Raw genomic sequence first — 21,225 nt, forward strand, 5'->3', positions numbered from 1 at the left:
CGCTCCCGGCTACAGGCCGTGTTCGCGCTGGTGTGCGTCCAGCACGTTGTCCGCAGGGATGGTTTTGGAATCGATCTTTCCGTCCCGGATGGTATAGCGGGTCACTTCCCATTCCACATGGTCGATGTAGTCCAGCGCGCCCCACGCGCCCTGCGGCAGCAATTTGACCACCAGCTCCAGAAAATCGTCCACATCCAGAAATTTTCCTTCGTGGTCCACGCGCAGCATCACGCCGTCATATTCCACTTGTTCAAAGGGAATGTGTTCCTTGAGTTGTTCAAAGATTTCCGGGGTGATACCGTGAAAATCGCCGTATACGCGAACGTCGTCTCTCATTGTCTGTTTCCGGGTAGGGGTGATTCGTGGTTGCGCGGAGGCCTTACGCGGGCCTGCCGAACCTGTCCAGCAGCGTGTTTGTCTTGGTTTCCAGATCGGCCCACAGGGCGGCCATGTCCCACTGGATGAGCTTCTTGATGTCCACATCCGAATATTTGGTGTCCAGCTTGAGCTTGTTGCCCATGACGTGCCCCACCTGCCGCGCGGTCTTTGCGCGCGCAAGGCTGGAATGCTGCACGTGGCGTACGGCCAGCGATCCGCAATACACGGAAGGCATGTCCGCAAGGCAGGAGCGCAGGTCGCGGTCTATGTCGTCGAACTGCGAGGGATTGAAGCGCACGTCGAACGGTCCGGCCTTGTTGATGGCGTCCATGCTGATCATATGGCAGCAGCCGCTCACCGAGTGGCACAGGCGCGAATAGGTGTACAGGCCTGTGTCCAGCCCGCCCGAGCAGTTTTCAAAGGCGCGGATGCGGTCCGGCAGTTCGTTTGCCGGGCGCGGTTCGGGCATGTTGGGGAAAAGGTTGAAGTCCGCGGATTGCAGACCGTAGGGCGCGGTTGCAGCGGTAATGCGGCAGCCCACGGCCCCGGGGTTGGTATGCATGCGGCTTGCCCCGAGCAGGCGCTTGAGCCAGTCCTTGGGCAGGACCACGTCGTCGTCCAGAAACGCGGCCCATGCGCAGGACCGGACCTCCGGCAGGGACAACAGCCAGTTGCGGGCCGGGGGCGCGCCCACGTTCACGGGCAGGGTCACCGGGGTGAAGCGGTCCGGGCCCAAGCGGTCCGCAAAGGAGCGCAGCACGGACGGAGTCTCGTCGGTGCTGCCGTTGTCCAGCACGAAAATCCGGGCGTGGCTCAGGTCGGACGCTTCCGCGCTCTCAAGCGTGCGGGCCAGCAGTTCGGCCTTGTTCCACGAATAGGCCAGCACGGCCACGTCGCGGGTCTGCTCGTCCGTGCCCATGGGCGCAGGGTTGAGCAATTCGAAAAGTTTCAGGGTCAGGTTCACGTGCCAGGGCATGGCCTGCCAGAGCAGGGCCAGCGTTGCCATACCCTGCGCCTGTTGTCCGGCGCGCAGTTGCAGGTCGCCCGTGCAGTATCTTTTCCACGCGCCCCAGATGGAATCGTCCACCGCGTCCATGGCCTGCAAAGCTTCTTCCGGTTCGGCAAGATGCATGGTCATTTCCGCGTGCAGGCGGGTGCGTAGCGGGTGCAGGGCCTCGGGCCACGGGGCCATGCGCAGGGCGGTTTCGCACAGGTCGCGGCGGCCGAACAACAGCAGGTCGTGCCAGCAGCGGGCCAGCCATGGCATGCCCACCACCGGGTGGGCCAGTGAAAGTTGCAGGAATTCCAATGCAAGTTCGGCGTCGCCCTGCGACATGATGGCTTCCCAGGTGGGAATCAGGTCCGCGTCTTCGCCCCGCAGGGCTGGAATGGCCTTTGCCAGCGCCATGGACAGGCCGAAGCAATGAGCCGTGAGAAACGTGTGGGAACCGTGGCGGTCCATCTGGCGTTGCAGCAGGTCGCGGTTCATGGGATCGAACGACCACGCCCAGTGCGCCAGCGCGTTGCAGGCCGGTGTGCAGCCCGGATGTCCGGCCTCCAGCATGGAAAGCCCCTGCATCATGCCCATCTGGTGCGTGGTGGCTTCCGACCCGAGCGCCCACGAGGGCAGATGCCGCCTGAGCGGGGCAAGAATGCCGGTTTCGGCCACGGGCAGGTTGGCAATGTTCATTTCGCCTCCGTTGCAAGGTCGTCGAGTATGATGCGTGCGGCCCTGTCCGGCGCGCCGGGTTGGCCCAGCATGGTGCGCAGCCGGGCCAGCTCGTTCTTGACGCCGTTGTATGCCTGCTGGTTTTCCAGCCACAGCGTGGCGGTTTGGGTCAGGCTCGGGGCCGAGGCCCGTTCCTGCAAATGTTCGGGATAGACTTCGTGGCCGAGGATCAGGTTGGGCAGGCTGGCGAACTCCACGTTGACCACCCATTGCGCCACCTTGTAGCTGATGGCCGAAAGTTTGTAGGCGATGAGGGCCGGGGTGCCGATGAGCGCGCATTCCAGCGCCACGGTGCCGGAGGCGGCCATGACGAACCGGCTGGAGCGGATGACATGATAGCGCTGGTCCGGCTCGGCGATGTGCACCGGCAGGTCGTCGGGCCAGAACTCCAGCAGGCGGCTTTTATCCATGCCCGGCGCGCGGATGATGGTGAATTTCAGGTCCGGGCGGTCTTGCAGCAGGTTGCGGGCTGTCTGGGCGAATTCCGGCAACAGGGTAGCCACTTCCTTGCCCCGGCTGCCCGGCAGCAGGCCCACATGCGCGTCGTCCACGTCCAGGTTGTCCAGCTCGTCCAGCGGAATCTGGTCCACCAACGGATTGCCCACATAATCCACGTCCATGCCGAACGTGGCGTAAAATTCCTTTTCAAACGGCAGGATGCACATGACCCGGCGCACGTTGTCGCGCAGGAATTTCGCCCGGCCCGAGCGCCATGCCCATATTTGCGGGCTGATGTAATAGTAGACCGGGATGCCCAGCTTGCGCGCAATGCGGATGACGCGGAAATGAAAATCCGGGCAGTCGATGAGCACGATGGCCCGGGGCCGGATCTGCTCGAAGGTCTCGCGCACCTGCCGCAGCAGCCGCAGTATGCGCGGCAGCCCGCCGATGACTTCTGTCAGCCCCACCAGCGAGATGAGCTGCATGGGGTAGCGGATGTCCACGCCCGCCTTTTCCATGGCCGGGCCGCCCATGCCCGCGAGCCGCGTGTCGGGGTCCTGCTTCAGGAGCGCCTTTGCCAGCAGTGCGCCGTGCATGTCGCCCGAGGCTTCTCCCGCGCCGATCCAGATGGGGCCGCTTGTGTTGTTCATGGACCCGGTAGTATCCCGAACCCGTGGCAATCGCAAGACGAGGTCCCTGTTTTTTGTGCGGGCGGCATGTACATTTTGGCGCGGGCCTTGCCTTTCGCCGCGCATGACGGTACGAATCAGACCTCCATACAAACCCTCGGAAAGCGAGTGTATCATCATGATGAAAGTAGCGGTTATCGGCCTCGGATGGATGGGCCGCATACATCTTCGGAATTATACGGAAATGGCGGATGTGGAAGTTGTCGGCGTAATGGACGTGGACAAGGAAGCCCGCGCGCAGGCCCAGGAGCAGTTCGGCGTGGCAACCTTTGCGGATCTGGACGAGCTTTTGAAGCTGGACATCGACGCGGTCAGCGTGTGCGTACCCACCAGCCTGCACCACTCCGTGGGCCTGACGATCATCGACAAGGGCATCGACCTGCTTATTGAAAAGCCGTTGGCCGTGGACGTACAGCAGGGCCGTGATCTGGTGGAAGCCGCCAAGGCCAAAAGCGTGTCCCTCATGGTCGGCCACATCGAGCGCTACAACCCGGCCGTGCAGCGGGTCAAGGAACTGGTGGGCGAGGACATGATCTCCATCACCATCGAGCGCGTGGGACCGTATCCGCCGCGTATTCAGGACGTGGGCGTGATCAAGGACCTCGGTGCGCACGATCTGGACATGATCCGCAACATCACCGGATCGGAATTCAAGAGCCTGTATGCAGTCAAGTCCAGCACGCTGGGCAAGCACGAGGATACCGCGCTCATCACCGCGGAAATGGAAAACGGCGTTCTGGCCAACATTTCCACCAACTGGGTCACCCCGTACAAGGCCCGCAAGGTTTCCGTGGCCTGCGAATCCAAGTACATTTCCGCCAACCTGATCACGCAGGAAGTCAAGGAATACAGCGCGTTTTCAACCTACGACGCCGCCTATTCCGTGCGCGAGTGGCCGCTCATGTTTCGCGAGCCGGTCAAGACCGAGCTCACGGATTTTCTTGGCGCACTGCGCGAGGGCAAGCCCATGCCCGTTTCCGGCGAGGACGGCTTGCGGGTGCTGGAGGCGTTCGAGCGCATTTTCGAATGCGCCGACTAGAGCGTATTGATCGAGATTGAACAAGCCCCGCGCCGATTCGGCACGGGGCTTGTTTGTTTACCTGGGCAGTAGTGCAGGACTCTGCCCTGCACCCGCAAGGGACACGTCCCTTGACCCTTTTCTGTTTTGCATTCTTTGAATGCAAAACGGGTGGTGCAAAAAAGAGGATGGTTTGTGTAATTTTTATATATTTATCAAGTTGTTAATTGCTTTCCAATCTGCGCCCGCCCTGCGAAAGCAGGGTGGGCGCAGCCATAAAAAGTTTGGGAGATTCCAAAGAACCTTTTTCCCAAAAGGTTCTTTGGCCGCCGGAGGCATTGTTTTCCATAAAAAAAGTCCCGCACGACCATGTGGCCGTGCGGGACAATATATCGAACGTATCCGGGCGCTACCAGGCGTAGAGCGGGAATTCGCGGGCGAAGTCTTCCACTTCCTTGCTGATTTCGTTCAGGATTTTGTCGTCTTTGTAGTTTTCGAGCGCGGCAACGATGGCCTCGCCCACAACGACCATGTCTTCCTCGATCATCCCGCGGGTGGTCAGTGCGGGCGTACCAAGGCGGATGCCGGAGGTCACGAACGGGGAGCGGGTCTCGAAGGGAACCGTGTTCTTGTTCACGGTGATGCCCGCCTTGTCCAGCGCGATTTCAGCGTCCTTGCCGGTGATGTCCTTGTTGGTCAGGTCCATGAGCATGAGGTGGTTGTCCGTGCCGCCCGAAACCAGATTGTAGCCGGCTTCTGTCAGGGCGTTGGCCAGTACCTTGGCGTTTTTGACGACCTGCGCCTGATATTCCTTGAATCCGAGGCTCAGGGCTTCGCCGAAGGCCACGGCCTTGGCCGCGATGACGTGCATGAGCGGGCCACCCTGGATGCCGGGGAATATCTGGGAGTTGAGCACTTTTTCCTGGTCCTCGGTGGAGAGGATCATGCCGCCGCGCGGACCGCGCAGGGTCTTGTGCGTGGTGGTGGTGGTGAAGTGCGCGTATTCGATGCAGCTGGGATGTTCCCCGGCCGCGATGAGTCCGGCGATGTGGGCCATGTCCACCATGAGCTTGGCACCGACCTCGTCCGCGATTTCGCGGAAGCGTTTGAAGTCGATGACGCGCGGGTAGGCGCTGGCTCCGGCCACGATCATGGCAGGCTTGTGTTCCTTGGCGAGTTCCAGCACCTGATCATAGTCGATGGTCTGGGTTTCCTTGCTCACGCCGTAGCTGACCACATTGAAGAGCTTGCCCGAGAAGTTGACCGGGGAGCCATGGGTCAGGTGTCCGCCGTGGGAGAGGTCCATGCCGAGGATGGTGTCGCCGGGCTTGCAGCAACCGAAGTACACGGCCATGTTGGCCTGCGATCCGGAGTGGGGCTGCACGTTGACGTATGTTGCGCCAAAGAGTTCCTTGGCGCGTTCACGGGCCAGATCTTCGGCAACGTCCACGAATTCGCAACCGCCGTAGTAGCGCTTGCCGGGATAGCCTTCCGCGTATTTGTGGGTCATCACGCTGCCCTGCGCCTGACGCACGGCAGTGGACACGAAGTTTTCGCTGGCGATCAGCTCCAGCTTGCTCACCTGCCGGTCGACTTCCGCCATGATGGCAGAGGCGACTTCGGGATCCTGAATAAGCAGCTCTTCCATGTTCGGTCCTTGTGGTTGGTTATCCTTGGAAACGTTTGAACAGCACGCAGCCGTTGGTGCCGCCGAATCCGAAGGAGTTGCTCAAGGCATATTCGACCTGCTGCTTTCTGGGGCCGTTGGCGCAGTAGTCCAGATCGCAGTCCGGGTCGGGGTTTTCATAGTTGGCCGTGCCGGGGATCACGCCCTCGGCAATGGTCTTGGCCGCAAAAACGGCCTCGACGCCGCCGGCCGCACCCAGCAGATGGCCCAGCTGCGACTTGTTGGCGCAGATGGCGATATTTTTGGCATGGTCGCCGAAGATGTTCTTGATGGCGCGGGTTTCGCACATGTCGTTGAGCTTGGTGGACGTGCCGTGCGCATTGATGTGATCAACGTCTTCCAGCGTGACGCCGGATTCGCGCAGGGCGGCCCGCATGGCGAATTCCATGCCGCGTCCGTCTTCGGGCGGCGCAGCCATGTGATAGGCATCGCCGGAAGCCCCGGCGCCCACGATTTCACAAAGGATGTTGGCGCCGCGTTCCTGGGCGTGCTCGAGCGACTCAAGCAACAGCAGGCCGCATCCCTCGCCGATGATGAATCCGTCGCGTTCGGCGTCAAAGGGCCGGGAGGCGCGTTCGGGTTCGTCATTGCGCGTGGATAGGGCTTTCATGGCGTTGAATCCACCCACGGCCAGCGGGCTGATCGTGGATTCTGAACCGCCGCAGATCATGGCTGTGGCGCGGCCGAGCTTGATGTCCGAGTATGCGGCGTAAACGCCGTGCGTGCCTGAAGCACATGCCGTGGTGGGGCAGATGCAGGGCCCCATGGCGCCGGTGGCGATGGAGACCTGTCCTGCGGCCATGTTGGCGATGATGGTCGGAATGAAGAACGGGGATATTCTTCCCGGTCCCTTTTGGAGCATCTTGGAGTGAGTGTTTTCGATGCTCTCCAGTCCGCCCAGGCCCACGCCGAGTACACAACCCGTGGTGGCCTTTTCCTCTTCGGGGATGGTCCAGTTCGCGTCCGCAAGGAGCATCTTTGCACAGGAAACCGCATACTGCGTGAATTTTTCCATGCGCTTGGCCTGCTTTTTCTCGATGTGCAGGCACGGGTCGAAATCCTTGACCTCGGCGGCAATGTGGGTCTTGAATTCCGAGGGATCGAAGCCCGTGATGCGTGCAATGCCGGATTTTCCGGCCAGCAGGTTTTTCCAGCTGGACTCCACATCGTTGCCGAGAGGGGTTACGGCCGCAACACTGGTGACGACAACCCTGTTCATATCCTGTCTCTCGCTTGTTGGTGGGTTATCAATAACAAACGAGCGTCTTACTCCCCGGAAGGGGCCATAAGACGCTCCTTTATCATCGTGCTTTCAATGGCGCGGTCGGCTATTTGGTCTTCTCAATGTAGCCGATGGCATCCTTGACCTTGAGGATCTTCTGGGCCACTTCGTCGTCGATTTCAACGTCGAACTCTTCTTCCATGGCCATGATCAGTTCGGTAAGGTCCAGAGAATCCGCACCCAGGTCTTCGACAAAGGCAGCGTCTTCAACGACTTCGTCGGCGCTCACGCCGAGCTGGTCTACGATAATGTCTTTAACTTTGTTTGCAACGTCGGACATTGTCCCCTCCAGTATGCTGTTTTTAGTTGATGTCTTACATATACATGCCGCCGTTCACGGCCAGCACCTGGCCTGTGACGTACCCTGCGCCGGGTCCGGCGAGATAGGATACAGCAGCAGCGATGTCCTCGGCAAGGCCGAGGCGGTTCAACGGAATCTGTTCAAGCATGGCTTCCACGACCTTTTCGGGCAGGGACGCCGTCATTTCTGTCTGGATGAAGCCGGGCGCGACCGCGTTGACGGTCACGTTCCGCGCTGCCAGTTCACGCGCGGTGGATTTGGTCAGGCCGATGAGTCCGGCCTTGGCCGCACAGTAGTTGGCCTGGCCCGCGTTGCCCATCTGTCCCACCACCGAGGTGATGTTGACGATGCGGCCGTCGCGTTGGCGGGACATGATCTTGGCGGCCTCGCGCTGGAACGCGAAACAGCCGGTCAGGTTGATGCGGATGACCGTATCCCAGTCTTCGTCCTTCATGCGCATGAGCAGGCCGTCGCGGGTGATGCCGGCATTGTTCACCAGCGCGGCGAGATGTGCCTTGCCCTTGATCTCGTCCTTGAAGAAAGCGGCGATGGCGTCGCTGTCGCCGGAGTCGAGTTTGAAGGCGCGGGCAGTGCCGCCGTTTTCGCCAACGGCCGCCACGACCTTTTCGGCTTCTTCCGGACGGCTCACATAGGTGAACCAGACTTCAAGACCGTCCTGCGCGAGACGTTCGACAATGGCGCGGCCGATGCCGCGGGAGCCGCCCGTCACCAGCGCGATGTTCGGAAGATCACTCATAGTTGTCGGTTTCCTCGTCTGTGGTTTGTTCTATCGATGGAATCAGATATACCAAACCGGCCATGACTGCAAATCCACGGCAAATGATTGTTTGAAATCCGTGTTAATACTGCAACAGCGCCGACGCCCATGTGAAACCGCCGCCGAATGCCGTAAGCATAACCAGATTCCCTTCTTTCAGGAAGCCGGTTTCGTCCGCCTCGGAAAGGGCAAGGGGCACGGACGCGGCAGAAGTGTTGCCGAATCGTTGCACATTGGAATAAACCTGCTCCGCGGGAATCTCGAATTTGCGGCCCACCGCGTCGATGATTCTCCAGTTGGCCTGGTGCGGAATGAGCACGTCCACGTCCTTGTTGGTCAGGTTGTTATCTTCCAGTATCTGGTTGCAGATGCCGGTCATGGAACGTACGGCGTGCTTGAAGATTTCGCGGCCCTGCATCTGGATGAAATACTCGGGGCCCACGGTGTCGCCCAACTTGTAGGTGGCTGCGGAGCCGCCGCCGGAAACCGTGAGCAGGTTGGCCAGGGATCCGTCCGTGGACAGTTTCACGTCCAGCAGCTTCGGGCCTTCGCCACCCTGGGTCAGGATGGCCGCCCCGGCACCGTCGCCGAAAAGCACGCAGGTGGAGCGGTCTTCGAAGTTGGTCCTGTGGGTCAGCACTTCAACACCGATGACCAGAACCTTGGCTTCGGGGTGCAGTGCCAATATGGCGCGCGCGTTTTCCAGCCCGAAAATGAAGCCCGAGCAGGCCGCGCTGATGTCATAGGCCACACGGTGCTTGAGGCCGAGCTTTTCCTGAACCACGCAGGCACCGGAGGGAACCACGTGGTCCGCCGTGATGGTGCCCATGATGATGTGGGTCAGTTCCTCGGCTTCCATGCCCGCGTTTTTCAGGGCCATGCGGGCCGCGCCCACGGCCAGGTCGCTGTTGTACTCGCCTTCGGACACCACGTGGCGTTCCTTGATGCCCGTGCGGGTGGTTATCCATTCGTCCGAGGTGTCGACGATGGCTTCGAAGTCGGCGTTGGTCAGGATTTTCTCGGGTACATGGCGGCCGAGTCCGCGAATGACGATATCGTTGCTCATGATTGGGGTGGGGTTTGAGTCGTCGTCGGGCGATCAGGCTGCAGAGTTGTGTTCTCCGCTCCCGGCTCCGTTGGACAGGCTCTGGTGAGCATCCAGTCCGGCGGCGAGGTGTTCGTGGGCCTTGTTGGTCACGAAGGTCGCCGCCATGAGGATGGCGTTGGTCATGGCCTTGGGGTTGCTCTTGCCGTGACATACCACGGCCAGTCCCTTGAGACCAAGCAGGGGGGCGCCGCCATATTCGGCGTAATCCACCACTTTCTTGAACCGCTTGAACGCGCGCATGGAGAGCATTGCGCCCAGCTTGGAAAGCAGGCTGCTCTTGAGTTCGCGTTTCATTATCTTGTTCATGGAGCCGGCGAGTCCTTCGGAAAGCTTCAGGGCGATGTTGCCCACAAAGCCGTCGCAGACCACCACGTCCACATCGCCGGTAAAGATGTCCCGGCCTTCCACATTGCCGATGAAGTTGAGGTCCGAACTGCGGAAGAGGTCGAACGAATCCTTGACCATGGCGTTGCCCTTGCCTTCCTCCTCTCCGATGGAAAGAAGGCCGACCGTGGGTTTTTCCACGCCCAGAACATCGCGGGAAAGCACGTCGGCCATGAGGCCGAACTGCAGCAGGTGGCTGGGTTTGGAATCCACGTTGGCGCCCACGTCAATGAGCACCACGGGGTTCTTTTCCGTGGGCATGACGCTGGCCAGAGCCGGACGCTGCACGCCTTTGATCCTGCCCAGCACGAACATGCCGCAGGCCACGGTGGCACCGGAATTACCCGCACTGACAACGCCGTCCGCCTTGCCTTCGCGCACAAGGCGACAGGCAACCTGAATGGAAGAATCGCGCTTGCGGCGCAACGCGTCCGCAGGCTTGTCTTCCATTTCGACAATCTGGGTGGTGTGGACCACGTCGATGTCAAGGCCCCCGGCAGAATTCGCGGCCAGTTCCTTGCGGATGCTGTCCTCGTCTCCCACGAGGGTTATGGCGACGCCTTCCCGTGCGGCCTTAACGGCCGCAGGCACGACGATGTGGGGGCCGAAATCGCCCCCCATGGCGTCGACGGCAATGCGCGGTTTGTCGTTAGGCATCTTCACGGTTCAGAGCCTGACGGCCCTTGTAGCTGCCGCAGGAATCGCAAGCGCGATGGGGCAGCACGGGTTCGCCGCATTCGCAGTAGACCACGTTGGGAGTAGCCACATGGTCATGGGCGCGACGATTACCTTTGCGGGAACGGGAAGTCTTTTTCTTGGGGACTGCCATGATATTTCTCCTTGGGAGTGAATTTTCCTGAATTCGTGTATTTTTGCCCTCGTCCTTTTGACGAGGGGGATTACTTTATCTTCAAATCGCGGAAGACTGCAAGTCTTGGATCGCTGTCATCCTGATCGCAGATGCACTCCTCGGTGTTGAGGTCGCGTCCGCACCCGGGACACAGGCCCTTGCAGGCTTCATTGCACAAGGGTTTCACCGGCAGGGTGAGCACCAGCTCTTCCCAGAGCAGTGCGCCCATGTCGAACTCCAGTGTGCCGTCCTTGCGTTTGCGCAGGCGGGGCACGTCGGCTTCCTGGTCTTCCTGTTCACCGCCCAGTTCCTCGTAGGCGTCGAACGTGGTGTTCACGGCGAATTCAAACTGCCGTGCGCAACGGTCGCAGGCCAGCTTGACCGACCCGTGCAGCTCGCCGCGCACCAGCACGGCATTTTCGCCCTGCATCATGACCGTTGCCGAGGCGTGGAGGTCTTCGTCCCCCGGACGCAAGGCAATGGCGAACTCCTTCCATCGGTCCTGCCAGACGGCCTGGTCCGTAAAAGAAAATACCCGGCCCTCCGCCGGGATATCGTTGAGTGCTACCCAAAGTTCGGTCATGTTTTTTCTGCTCCTGTGCGTGGTGCCCTTCGTGGGCAACCGGTGATTCCTATATGGGAAGTTTTTCTCTTGTCAAGAAAAAAACCCTTGCCTTTTGCATGGCGAGGAGCTAATGAAACTCCTCCCGCCGCCTGACCCCGGGGTTCCCGCAGTGCAGGTGGCTACTATAAACGCAAAATTTTTTTTTGAATACACGAGGAGGTCGTCATGTCTCAGGTTTGTGAAATATGCGGAAAGGGTCCGGCCACGGGCAACAACGTGTCCCACTCCCACATCAAGACCCGCCGCCGCTTCATGCCCAACCTGCAAAAGGTTCGTCATCAGCTGGAGTCCGGTCAGGTTGTGACCATCAAGGCCTGCACCCGCTGCATCCGCAACGGTGCCGTGGTCAAGCCCGTCAAGTAGTTTTTGGGGCGTTCATTCGTCCGGAAAAGCCGCCGACATGATGTCGGCGGCTTTTTTCGTTTGCTTTTTTGTCTTCGCCTTTGGCGTCTGTTGTGCAAATTTGCGCACTCCATTGGTGCAATGTGCAAGCGTCAGTGAAGGGCGTTGCACATGCTTTCTGCCAAAACGAATCTCGAAAAAATATAAGTATCAGTTTTTTCAGGTATTGTGTCTGTGGCACGGTATCTGCTTTGTGCTGTGTCGAAAGCATGATCCGGTTGATTGTCTTGCCGGATTACGGAAATGGTTGAAGAGAAAGTCACCACCTCTCCTTCTTGTGTGTTTTCGCCGCACCCTCCGCGCGGCAGACACAAAAAAAAGGCCCCCATGGTTGCAGGGGGCCTTTTCTTTTTTTGCCGAAGGGCTGTCGTTTCTAGAATTCAACGGCCCGTTTGATGCGCGCCATGGTCTGGGCCTTGCCCAGCACCGCCAGGGTCTCGAACAGTCCCGGGCTTTTGGTGGTGCCTGTCACGGCCACGCGGGTGGGCTGGGCGATCTCCTTGAACTTGATGCCTTTTGCATCCACGAAGCCGCGCATGACGGATTCCACGTTTTCCTCATCGAACTCGTCCAGCTCGTCCAGCTTTGCAGCCAGTTCTTCAAGCAGGCTTTTGGCCTCGTCCGTGAGGAATTTGTTCACGGCCTTTTCGTCGTAGGACAGGAACGCGGTGTCCACCATGAAGGGGCGGGCCTGTTCCAGCATGTCCACGATTGATTTGGCGCGGGGCTGGAGCAGCGGAGCCACCTTGACCAGCAGGGCGTGGTCCACCTTGGCGGCTTCCTCGTCACCCACCTCGCGAGCCAGGAAATCCTTCATGAGCGTGGCCAGCCGTTCGGGGTCGGCCTGCTGCATGTACTGGCTGTTGACCCATTCGAACTTCTTGAGGTCGAACACCGATGCCGAGTTGCCCAGCCCTTCCGGGTGGAAGAGCTCGACCAGTTCCTCGCGGGAGAACAATTCCTGGTCGCCGTGGGACCAGCCCAGACGCACGAGGTAGTTGACCACGGCTTCGGGCAGGTAGCCCATTTTTTCGTATTCCATGACCGAGAGCGCGCCGTGGCGCTTGGAAAGTTTTTTCTTGTCCGGGCCGAGGATCATGGGCACGTGGCCGAATTGAGGCACGTCCCAGCCCATGGCCTTGTAGATGAGGATCTGGCGCGGGGTGTTGTTGACGTGGTCGTCGCCACGCAGCACGCTGGTCACGCCCATGTCGTGATCGTCCACCACCACGGCGAGGTTGTAGGTGGGCGTGCCGTCCGAACGACGCAGGATCATGTCATCCATTTCAATATTTTCCACGGCGATGGGACCCTTGACCATGTCGTTGAAGGCCGTGGTGCCTTCCTGCGGCGCCTTGAGCCGAACCACCCGGTCCGGTCCGGGGCCGAGGCCCTTTTCGCGGCAGGTGCCGTCATACTTGGGCTTGCGGCCTTCCTTCATGGCCTTTTGGCGCATGGCGTCCACCTGCTCCTTGCTACAGTCGCAGTAGTAGGCGTTGCCCGAGGCCACGAGTTGGTCGATGACCTCGTTGTGGCGGTCCGCGCGGGTGGACTGAAAGACGATGTCGCCGTCATGGTCCAGGCCGAGCCAGTCCATGGCGTCGATGATGGCGTCGATGGCTTCCTGCGTGCTGCGCTGCCGGTCGGTGTCCTCGATGCGCAGGACGAATTCGCCGCCCTTGCTGCGGGCCATGAGCCATGCGAACAGTGCGGTGCGCGCGCCGCCGATGTGCAGGAATCCGGTAGGACTGGGGGCGAATCTGGATATGGTTTTACCCATGGTGTGTCTCCACGTTGTTGCCGGTCAAAAAAAGGGGCCGGGCCCGGTCCCGTTCGGGGCCGGACACGGCATAAATGCGTTGGTTCAGACGGGGATCAGACGGCTTCCACGCCTTTGACTTCGGGAACCAGCTTGAGCACGGTGCGCTCAATGCCGTTCTTGAGGGTGATCTGGGACATGGGGCATCCCTGGCAGGCGCCCTGAAGGCGGACCTGAACAATGCCGTTGTCCGTTATGTCGACCAGTTCGACGTCGCCGCCGTCCGCCTGCAGCATGGGGCGTACCTTGTCCAATACCGCTTCGACTTTTTCTCGCATGAGAGTCCTCCGTAATCTAGGTAGTGGAGGTCAAGTAAGCACTTTGACGGGCCGTGTCAAACCTGTGGCCTAGGAATCAACCAGTATGCTGAAGGCTTCGTCCAGTTCAGCGTCAAGGGTGGCATGCAGCAGTTCGAGGTGCGCGGGGGTCAGGCCCACGGATTCCCATACAACCCTGTCCGGCGGTTGGGCAAAGTATTCCCCGCCGGAGCTCAGTCCCAGTCCGGCAGCGATGATTTCCGCACAGTGTACCAGGCCCGGCTCGGCCTCTTTCTGCTTTTTCTTGGGAGCATGATGTTCGAGCACGGCCGAAACCAGCACGTAAGGGAAATTCCATTTTCGCAGAAGCATGCCGCCAAGGGTGGCGTGGTCAAAACCAAGGCGTTCCTTTTCCGCCTCAAAGAGTTGGGTCTCGGTGGCCCGCGCATGGGCGATGACGTCCCTGCATCGTTCCGGGACTGTCTTGAACAGCACCAGCTGGCCGATGTCGTGCAACAGTCCGGCCACAAAGCTGCGTTCGGGGTCGCCCTTGCCCAGTATCGTGCACAGCCTGCGGGCGATGATGCCCACGGCGATGGAATGTTTCCAGAACTGGCGCATATTGACCATTTCCGCGGGGATGTCATCGAAGAGACTCAGCACGGACGTGCCCACGGCCAGCGTGTTCAGCTGGTTTACGCCCACCACGGTCACCGCGCGGGTGATGGTGTCGATCTGCACGGGCAGGCTGTAGAAGACCGAGTTGACCATGCGCAACAGGAATGCGGTCAGGCTGGGATCCTGACTGATGATGGCCGCCAGATCGTCCGACGACGTGTTGGGCGCGTTGATGGCCTGCTGCAATTCCAGAAAGACCTGCGGCAGGGCAGGGAGTTGCAGCTCCTTGCGCAGGATGTCCAGCGGATCCAGCGCGGTTGCCTCATGGTCTGGTACGGGGGCCGGATCGTTCTGTTGTTCGCGCTCCGCTTCCGGCGCGGCGGAAAAATCACGGAGCTGGCGTTCCAGTCCGAGCCGCGCAAGGGTCTTGAGCGTGTCGTCCCTGTGGCGGATGTGCTTGAAGCGTCGGGAAACCTGCGCCTTTGCCCGTTCGATCATTTCCGGCGGGGGATTTTGCAGTGTAGCGGATTCCGGTGCGGTGTTCGTGCCCATATGTACTCCCGTCATCATGGTTTGGAGAAAGCATATGGCAAAAAAACCGACAGCGGAAGCAGGTTATTTCCTTGCGGTGATCATTGGCGGCGTGTCAGGCCGTATTTTTTGAGTTTGTATTGCAGGGTGCGGCGGCTGATGCCCAGGGCCTCGGCCGTGCGCTCCCTGTGGCTGCCGTTTTCCTCGAGCGCCCGGATGATGGCCATTTTCTCTGCCTCTTCCAGCGATGCGGGCGTGCCGAAAATCGGTTCGTCGGCCTGCGCGGGCTGGTAGGACGGGTCCGTTCCGTGGAACTGGGGAGGCAGGAGCTCGGGGCTCAGTGCGTCCGAGCGCGAGAGGATCAGGGCGCGTTCCAGCACGTTTTCCAGCTCGCGGACGTTGCCGGGCCAGTCGTAATGGGAAAGGGTATCCAGAAACGCGGGCGTGACCGTGCGGATGGCCTTGTGATTCTTGGCGCCGAGTTTTTTGAGCAGGAAGCTGACCAGCAGAGGCAGGTCCTCGCGACGGTCGCGCAGGGGCGGGATGCGTATCTCGAGTACGGCCAGACGGTAGTAGAGGTCCTCGCGAAAACGCCCGGCCTCCACCTCGGCCTTGAGGTTGCGGTTGGTGGCCGCAATGATGCGCACGTCCGTTTCCACGGGCCGAACGCTGCCCAGCGGTTCCACGATTTTTTCCTGCAATGCGCGCAGGAGCTTGGCTTGCAATGCCCCGGGCATTTCGCCGATCTCGTCCAGAAAAAGGGTGCCGCCGTTGGCCAGCTGGAAGCGGCCGGGCTTGTCCTTGACAGCACCGGTGAACGCGCCCTTTTCATAGCCGAAAAGCTCGCTTTCCAGCAGGTCGTCGGGCAGGGCCGCGCAGTTGACCTTGATGAGCGGGCGTTCAGCACGCGTGCTGGACCGATGCAGCCCCTCGGCCACCAGTTCCTTGCCTGTGCCGGATTCGCCGAGGATGAGCACCGTGGCCTCGCTGGGACCGGCCTGGGCAATGAGTTCGCGCACATGCGCCACGCCCGTGCTGGCTCCGATGAATTCCACGTTGCCGTCGTTGGCCTCGCGCCGGAGCCGCGCGTTTTCCATGAGCAGCAGCCTGTATTCGCGGGCCTTGTGGGTCACGGCCTTGAGCTCTTCGTTGTCGGCGGGTTTGGTCAGGTAGTCGAATGCGCCCTGTTTCATGGCGTCCACGGCCGATCCCACGCTGCCGAACGCGGTGAGCAGGATCACGGGCAGGCCGGGTCTGCGGGTCTGCAGTTCGCGCAGCAGTTCCATGCCGTTCATGCCGGGCATTTTCATGTCCACCAGCGCCACGTCCGGGGATTCAAGACCGTTTTCAGACCCGTCGCGTACCAGTTCCTCCAGCGCCTGCTCTCCGGATTCCGCTTCCAGCACGCGCCAGCCCGCGTCTTCCAGCACGGCCCGTACCATCATGCGGTGGCCGGGTTCATCGTCTACAACCAATATGGATTTCGTATTCGTTTCGCTCATGTTTCGGTGTCCTCGTCAGCGGGGTTGGGGAAAAACAGCCGGACGGTCGTGCCCTGATCCGGCGATGAATCTATGGATATCTGCCCCTTGTGGGCGCGCATGATGTTGTGGACGATGGCCAGCCCCAGCCCCGTGCCCTTGGATTTGGCCGTGAAAAACGGCTCAAGAGCCTGTTGCCTGATTTCCTCGTCCATGCCGGAGCCGTTGTCGTTCACGCACACCCAGACTCCCCTGTCCTGGCTGTGCGAGGATATGCCGACGATCTTTTCCCCCTCGTTTTTGCCCAGCGCGTCAAGACTGTTGGCCGTCAGGTTGAGCAGCACCTGCTTGAGCGCGTCCGGATCGGCCCAGACCGTGGGAGCCTTGAAATCGAACACCGGCTCCACTCCGCCGTGTTCCATGTCGAAGCGCATGAGTTTTTTCAGGGACTCGCCTTCCTCGGCAAGGTTCACCTCCACCGGGGCCAGCGCCCGGGGGCGGGCGAGGTACAGCAGGTCGGTGACCACACGATTGAGACGGTCGGCCTCCTGCACCATGGTGGTGGCGTATGAATTGAGCGGCTCCTGCCCCTTGAGTTTTTCGGCAAAGAGCTGGGCAAATCCGCGCAGCGAGCTCAGCGGATTGCGCACCTCGTGCGCCACGCCTGCGGCCAGGGAGCCGATGGTGGCCAGGCGCCGGGCCTCGTTCAGGTCTTCCTCAAGGCGTCGGATGCGGGTGCGGTCGCGTATGAGCACGAGGCGCAGGCCCAGTTCCGGGGCGGAGTTGTCGCCTTCCGGAAAGGGCACGGAAAGTATCTCGAGGTTCCGGCCGTGGTATTCGTGCTGTCGCCACTGGTACTCGCCGGTTTCGACCTCGGCGGGTTCGGGGTCGTCGATGGGCAGGTCCTTCCAGTTGCGGCCCACGAGGTTGCGGTCCGCTTCCTTGTCCGGCGGGGCCAGCAGCATTTTGGCCGAACCGTTGGCCGCCAGGATTGTGCCGTCCGCACCCACGTTGATCAGGCCGTCCGGCATGTTGTCCAACAACCTGTTCTGGAACTGCTCCAGCCGCACGAGCCGTTTGCCCTGCTCGCGGCGGCGGATGTAGGCAAAGGCCAGAAACCACAGGAATACGGCGGCCAGAAACACGTAGCCGGTCTGGAGCATGGCCGCGCGTCGGTATTGTTTGAACTGCTGCAGATGCCGGTCTGCGTTGAGACCGATGATCAGGTATGCGCGTGTTCCGGAGGCGTGTTTCTGTTCATGGATTTCCGGCGAATCTCCGGGTGGCTGGCCGGGTAGCGCCTTGCGGTTCTTTTCGCTGAGCAGTGCGGCGATGACCGGACGCATGAGCAGGCCGGATATGAGGGTTTCTCCTTGCGTGTTGCTGGTCATGAAGTGCCATGTCTGCCCGGAATCGAGCACCTTGTTTTCTATGCCCGAGAAATCGATCTGCGGGGTGTCTTCCGCCGGGGCGGAGCTGACCAGCACGTTGCCGCGGTCGTCAACCACGGCGATGAAGCGGAAGTCGTCGGACGCGGCCAGTTCCTGCAAGAGGTCCCGGGACAGGGTGGGGAACATGGGGTAGACAGCGCGGTTGCCCCCCATGCTGCGTACGATGCGCATGAGGTTCGACTCCACGCCGCGGGCAATGGATCCGCCCGAAAGGAACAGGTTGTTTTCCACCAATGCGCGTTGGCGGGCGATGCTTTTCCAGGTCAGGAACAGGCTGCCCACGCCCAGCACGATCAGAGCGAGCACCAGGGCGACCACCGGCCCCTGTTCGTTGTCCCGGGAGCGAACTTCCATGGTTTTTACCGGTTGTCTCCGCGCAGGGTTTCAAACACCTTCTTGGGCGAGGTGGCGTACTTCTGTGCGATTTGTTTCAGGGTCATTTCCGGGGTTGCTTCCAGTCCGGCCACGGTCAGGCGGCGGAGCATCTCCTGCATGGGCAGGTCATAGGCCGTCCCCAATGCCTGCAGGGTCATCTTGCCGGTTCCCTCGGGGGCGCTGGGCGGCAGGGCCTTGAAGGCATCGCCCCCGGAAAAGGCGTCGCGCAGGGCCAGATAGACATGCTGCGGGGTCACGCCGTTGGCATGGGCCAGATCCACAAGTTTGGTGGAGGGGTCGAGTTTTTCGGTATAGCCCGTCTCCTTCAGGATATGCATGGATTGTTCAAGATCAAAGCCCATATGGGCGCAGAAAACGCGCAGAGGGCTGAGTTCCGCATGGCCGTAGGGCGGGTTGCCCAACGTGGTGGTCTGGTTTTCCTTGATGGTCTCACCGAAGTCGAGCACCGCCTGCATGGGCTGCACGTGCATGAGGGTTCCGGCCGTGACCACGGCCACAAGGAACAGGCTGAAGATCATGGGGGTGGTCATGACCACCAGTTCGCGGGCGCGGTTTTTCATGTATGCCATGATGGGTTTCCAGTTGAGCCAGATGTGCAGCAGGGAAGCAATGCAGAAGAGCAGGCCCACCGTGATGTGGATGTCGCCCCATTGGGTTTTGTCCAAACCGAGGAAACTCCAGTCCGCCCAATAGGCTACCCGACCATGGGGCGTGATGTAGAGCACCACGCTGGTGAACAGGGTGATGATAAACGACAGCAAACTGGTCAGTGAAACGATTTTTCTGAACATTACGGTAACTCCTGCTGAGTGTTTCCCGCACGATATCATTGCTGCAACAAATTGCACAACCGGGAGATAGGAGCTGCCCCGGACCGGGTGGCGCGAAATGGAAGCGGAGCAATCGAGCCAATCCCGATCGCCCCGCTTCATTTTCCTGCTTTCCGGGTTTATCCCAAAATATGTGAAGGTGGCCGGGGGCTTTCTTTTCCCGTTTCAGTGCCGCCTTTTTTTTCTGTTCGGAGCCTTGCTCCGATCGATCATCGTTGCCGCCGTTTCTGTTCGGGGTATTGTTTCCGGTGTTGCCCTGAAGAAAAGCATCTGGTGTGCCAACCATGCGATGGTTATGTATTTCGGATTGTTAACGGGAGATCACTGGTGTTTCGCATTCTGTGTTGCACAAGTCTTGTAACGATAATTGCACATGTTTGTGCAATGTTTGTGCAGCGCTTGTGCACGTCGATATGGCCGTACCGGGCTGGTTTGCTTTCCGGGGCAAGCGTGATAAATAGGGCCTCTGAATTCGCCACCGAGACATTTGCAACGGAGTATTTCATGCATCAGAGAATGCCCTGGCCAGAATATTTCATGAAGATAGCGCATCTTGTGGCTCAACGCTCCACATGCCTGCGTCGGGCGGTGGGCGCCATCGCGGTCATGGACAAGCGCGTGGTCGCCACCGGGTACAACGGCGTGCCTTCCAAGGTTCCCCATTGCGAGGAAGTCGGCTGCATCCGCGAGACCATGAGCGTGCCTTCCGGCCAGCGGCACGAACTGTGCCGGGGACTGCATGCGGAACAGAACGTTATCATTCAGGCTGCCACGCACGGTCTTTCATTGCAGGGGTGCGACATCTACTGCACCACCCAGCCCTGTCTGATCTGCACCAAAATGCTCATCAACGTGGGCGCGGCCAACATCTACTATGCCGAACATTACCCGGATGAACTGGCGGAAAACATGCTTGCCGAAGCCGGAGTGAACCATGCCCTTCTCGAAGGCGATTTCCAGTCCTGACGACCGCTTCATGGCCCGTGCCGTGGAACTGGCCCGTAATGGTCGAGGACCCACCGCGCCCAATCCGTGCGTTGGGGCCGTGCTGGTGCACGATGATCGCATCGTGGCCGAAGGCTGGCACACGCGCTACGGCAGGCTGCATGCCGAACGGGAGTGTCTTGCGCAGGCCCGTGAGCGAAAGGTGTTTGCACAGGCGGACCCGGCCGAATGCGTCATGTACGTCACGCTGGAGCCTTGCAATCATCATGGCAAGACACCGCCGTGTACCGAAGCCATCCTCGATGCCGGCATCGGTGCTGTGCGAATCGGAGCCATGGACCCCAACCCCAGGGCCGCAGGCGGAGCCGAGACCCTTCGTGCCGCCGGGGTCGACGTTGCCACGGGCGTGCTGCAGCGGGAATGCGAGGATTTGATCGCCGATTTTCTGGTCTGGCAACGCACCGGGCGCACCTACAACATTTTGAAAATGGCGGCCACGCTGGACGGCAAGATCGCTTCTGCCCAGCGCGTGCCCGAGCCGGTTTCCTGTCCGGAGTCCTTTGTTCGCGTGCAGGAACTGCGCAAGCTTGCGGGTGCCGTGATCGTGGGCGGTGGGACGTTCCGGGCGGATAATCCCAGCCTGACCTGCCGTGCTTCCGGACTTCCCGAGGGCTTTTGCCAGCCGTTGGCTGTTGTGGTCACCTCGCTCCTGCCCGGGCCGGACGCGGCAAGTACGCTGCTGCGCGACCGGCCGGAACAGCTTGTTTTCTGGACGCCGCAGCAGGCGGCGGAGTCGGACACTGCCGAGGCCCTGCGGACTCGGGGCGTGCGTGTGATCGGACTGCCGGGCAAGGACGGTGGGCTGGATCTTGCCCCGGGATTCGCCTTTTTGCGCACCGAGTGCGGCTGCCATTACACCCTGTGCGAAGGGGGCGGGCATCTGGCCATGTCGCTGGTGGAACAGGGGTTGGCGGATGAGCTCGTATATTTCATGGCCCCGCGCATCCTGGGAGACGAATCCGCACCTTCGGCCTTTGCGGGCAGATCGGGCATGACCATGAAACAGGCCGTGGATTTTCGCATCAGCACCGCGCAGGCCTGTGGTCGTGACCTCATGCTTACGCTCATGCCCTGATTCCCATTTGCTTTGGCGAGTGTGATCCTTGTTGTCCGCCCACATATTCAAACGCATGTTTACATTTGTGCGTTGTTGCTATAAACATTC

22 protein-coding genes are annotated in these 21,225 nt (G+C 60.6%); 5 read left to right on the forward strand and 17 right to left on the reverse strand.

Features of this window, described 5'->3' with window-relative positions:
* Positions 1 to 9 precede the first annotated feature (9 nt).
* Genes F8A88_RS06490 through lpxB form a run of 3 tightly spaced genes read right to left on the reverse strand, consistent with a single transcriptional unit; the run spans position 10 to position 3,198 of the window.
* Positions 10 to 336 (reverse strand): hypothetical protein, encoded by a 327-nt coding sequence (locus tag F8A88_RS06490; RefSeq protein ID WP_151150332.1) that lies wholly within the window; start codon positions 334 to 336, stop codon positions 10 to 12.
* A gap of 43 nt (positions 337 to 379) precedes the next feature.
* Positions 380 to 2,068 carry a glycosyltransferase family 2 protein gene (locus F8A88_RS06495; protein WP_151150333.1) on the reverse strand — a complete coding sequence of 563 codons (1,689 nt, stop codon included), beginning with the start codon at positions 2,066 to 2,068 and terminating at the stop codon, positions 380 to 382.
* Positions 2,065 to 3,198, reverse strand: a complete 1,134-nt coding sequence (gene lpxB / locus F8A88_RS06500; RefSeq protein ID WP_151150334.1) for a lipid-A-disaccharide synthase — start codon at positions 3,196 to 3,198, stop codon at positions 2,065 to 2,067. The genes F8A88_RS06495 and lpxB overlap by 4 nt, the downstream gene beginning before the upstream one ends.
* Positions 3,199 to 3,355: 157 nt before the next feature.
* Here lpxB and F8A88_RS06505 point away from each other — a divergent pair, with 157 nt between their 5' ends.
* The gene (locus F8A88_RS06505) at positions 3,356 to 4,276 is read left to right on the forward strand and encodes a Gfo/Idh/MocA family protein (protein WP_194163276.1); all 921 of its coding nucleotides are present in this window, start codon (positions 3,356 to 3,358) and stop codon (positions 4,274 to 4,276) included.
* 388 nt (positions 4,277 to 4,664) lie between these two features.
* Here the strand turns inward: F8A88_RS06505 and glyA are convergent, their stop codons facing one another.
* The 8 genes from glyA to F8A88_RS06545 form a co-directional block, all read right to left on the reverse strand.
* Positions 4,665 to 5,903 carry a serine hydroxymethyltransferase gene (gene glyA, locus F8A88_RS06510; protein ID WP_151150335.1) on the reverse strand — a complete coding sequence of 413 codons (1,239 nt, stop codon included), beginning with the start codon at positions 5,901 to 5,903 and terminating at the stop codon, positions 4,665 to 4,667.
* A 19-nt stretch (positions 5,904 to 5,922) separates the two neighbouring features.
* Positions 5,923 to 7,161, reverse strand: coding sequence for a beta-ketoacyl-ACP synthase II (gene fabF, locus F8A88_RS06515; RefSeq protein ID WP_151150336.1), 1,239 nt, complete (start codon positions 7,159 to 7,161; stop codon positions 5,923 to 5,925).
* A 109-nt stretch (positions 7,162 to 7,270) separates the two neighbouring features.
* Positions 7,271 to 7,504 (reverse strand): acyl carrier protein, encoded by a 234-nt coding sequence (locus F8A88_RS06520; protein ID WP_151150337.1) that lies wholly within the window; start codon positions 7,502 to 7,504, stop codon positions 7,271 to 7,273.
* A 34-nt stretch (positions 7,505 to 7,538) separates the two neighbouring features.
* Complete coding sequence (gene fabG / locus F8A88_RS06525) at positions 7,539 to 8,282, reverse strand: 3-oxoacyl-[acyl-carrier-protein] reductase (RefSeq protein WP_151150338.1); 744 nt, start codon at positions 8,280 to 8,282, stop codon at positions 7,539 to 7,541.
* 103 nt (positions 8,283 to 8,385) lie between these two features.
* On the reverse strand, positions 8,386 to 9,369 hold the full coding sequence (locus tag F8A88_RS06530; RefSeq protein WP_151150339.1) for a beta-ketoacyl-ACP synthase III: 984 nt from the start codon (positions 9,367 to 9,369) through the stop codon (positions 8,386 to 8,388).
* A gap of 33 nt (positions 9,370 to 9,402) precedes the next feature.
* Positions 9,403 to 10,452, reverse strand: a complete 1,050-nt coding sequence (gene plsX, locus F8A88_RS06535; RefSeq protein WP_151150340.1) for a phosphate acyltransferase PlsX — start codon at positions 10,450 to 10,452, stop codon at positions 9,403 to 9,405.
* On the reverse strand, positions 10,445 to 10,624 hold the full coding sequence (rpmF, locus tag F8A88_RS06540; RefSeq protein WP_151150341.1) for a 50S ribosomal protein L32: 180 nt from the start codon (positions 10,622 to 10,624) through the stop codon (positions 10,445 to 10,447). Before rpmF ends, plsX begins: the two co-directional genes overlap by 8 nt.
* 70 nt (positions 10,625 to 10,694) lie before the next feature.
* The gene (locus tag F8A88_RS06545) at positions 10,695 to 11,228 is read right to left on the reverse strand and encodes a YceD family protein (protein WP_151150342.1); all 534 of its coding nucleotides are present in this window, start codon (positions 11,226 to 11,228) and stop codon (positions 10,695 to 10,697) included.
* 207 nt (positions 11,229 to 11,435) lie between these two features.
* Between F8A88_RS06545 and rpmB the strand changes: the two genes are divergently transcribed.
* The gene (gene rpmB / locus F8A88_RS06550) at positions 11,436 to 11,633 is read left to right on the forward strand and encodes a 50S ribosomal protein L28 (protein ID WP_151150343.1); all 198 of its coding nucleotides are present in this window, start codon (positions 11,436 to 11,438) and stop codon (positions 11,631 to 11,633) included.
* A gap of 412 nt (positions 11,634 to 12,045) precedes the next feature.
* Here rpmB and gltX read toward each other — a convergent pair whose 3' ends face one another.
* The 6 genes from gltX to F8A88_RS06580 all read right to left on the reverse strand — a co-directional run bounded on the left by gltX (position 12,046) and on the right by F8A88_RS06580 (position 19,016).
* A complete protein-coding gene (gene gltX / locus F8A88_RS06555) occupies positions 12,046 to 13,452 on the reverse strand; it encodes a glutamate--tRNA ligase (RefSeq protein ID WP_151150344.1) in 1,407 nt (468 codons plus the stop codon).
* A 95-nt stretch (positions 13,453 to 13,547) separates the two neighbouring features.
* A complete protein-coding gene (locus tag F8A88_RS06560; protein WP_151150345.1) occupies positions 13,548 to 13,769 on the reverse strand; it encodes a NifU family protein in 222 nt (73 codons plus the stop codon).
* 69 nt (positions 13,770 to 13,838) lie between these two features.
* Positions 13,839 to 14,918: an HDOD domain-containing protein gene (locus tag F8A88_RS06565; RefSeq protein WP_151150346.1), complete on the reverse strand. Its 1,080-nt coding sequence runs from the start codon at positions 14,916 to 14,918 to the stop codon at positions 13,839 to 13,841.
* A gap of 80 nt (positions 14,919 to 14,998) precedes the next feature.
* Positions 14,999 to 16,399, reverse strand: coding sequence for a sigma-54-dependent transcriptional regulator (locus F8A88_RS06570; RefSeq protein ID WP_151150347.1), 1,401 nt, complete (start codon positions 16,397 to 16,399; stop codon positions 14,999 to 15,001).
* Positions 16,396 to 18,183, reverse strand: coding sequence for a two-component system sensor histidine kinase NtrB (locus F8A88_RS06575; protein ID WP_151150348.1), 1,788 nt, complete (start codon positions 18,181 to 18,183; stop codon positions 16,396 to 16,398). Before F8A88_RS06575 ends, F8A88_RS06570 begins: the two co-directional genes overlap by 4 nt.
* 5 nt (positions 18,184 to 18,188) lie before the next feature.
* Entirely contained in the window at positions 18,189 to 19,016 is an 828-nt protein-coding gene (locus F8A88_RS06580; protein WP_161598350.1) for a DUF4405 domain-containing protein, read from the reverse strand.
* Positions 19,017 to 19,113: 97 nt separating this feature from the next.
* On the opposite strand from F8A88_RS06580, the gene F8A88_RS15740 reads away from it, so the two are divergent.
* The 3 genes from F8A88_RS15740 to ribD all read left to right on the forward strand — a co-directional run bounded on the left by F8A88_RS15740 (position 19,114) and on the right by ribD (position 21,135).
* Complete coding sequence (locus tag F8A88_RS15740) at positions 19,114 to 19,416, forward strand: hypothetical protein (RefSeq protein ID WP_161598351.1); 303 nt, start codon at positions 19,114 to 19,116, stop codon at positions 19,414 to 19,416.
* 143 nt (positions 19,417 to 19,559) lie between these two features.
* Positions 19,560 to 20,021, forward strand: coding sequence for a deoxycytidylate deaminase (locus tag F8A88_RS06585; protein WP_151150350.1), 462 nt, complete (start codon positions 19,560 to 19,562; stop codon positions 20,019 to 20,021).
* Positions 19,990 to 21,135 (forward strand): bifunctional diaminohydroxyphosphoribosylaminopyrimidine deaminase/5-amino-6-(5-phosphoribosylamino)uracil reductase RibD, encoded by a 1,146-nt coding sequence (gene ribD / locus F8A88_RS06590; RefSeq protein WP_241667374.1) that lies wholly within the window; start codon positions 19,990 to 19,992, stop codon positions 21,133 to 21,135. The genes F8A88_RS06585 and ribD overlap by 32 nt, the downstream gene beginning before the upstream one ends.
* The last annotated feature ends 90 nt before the right edge of the window (positions 21,136 to 21,225 follow it).

Origin of the sequence: Pseudodesulfovibrio senegalensis, assembly GCF_008830225.1 — a bacterium.
Classification (GTDB): domain Bacteria; phylum Desulfobacterota; class Desulfovibrionia; order Desulfovibrionales; family Desulfovibrionaceae; genus Pseudodesulfovibrio; species Pseudodesulfovibrio senegalensis.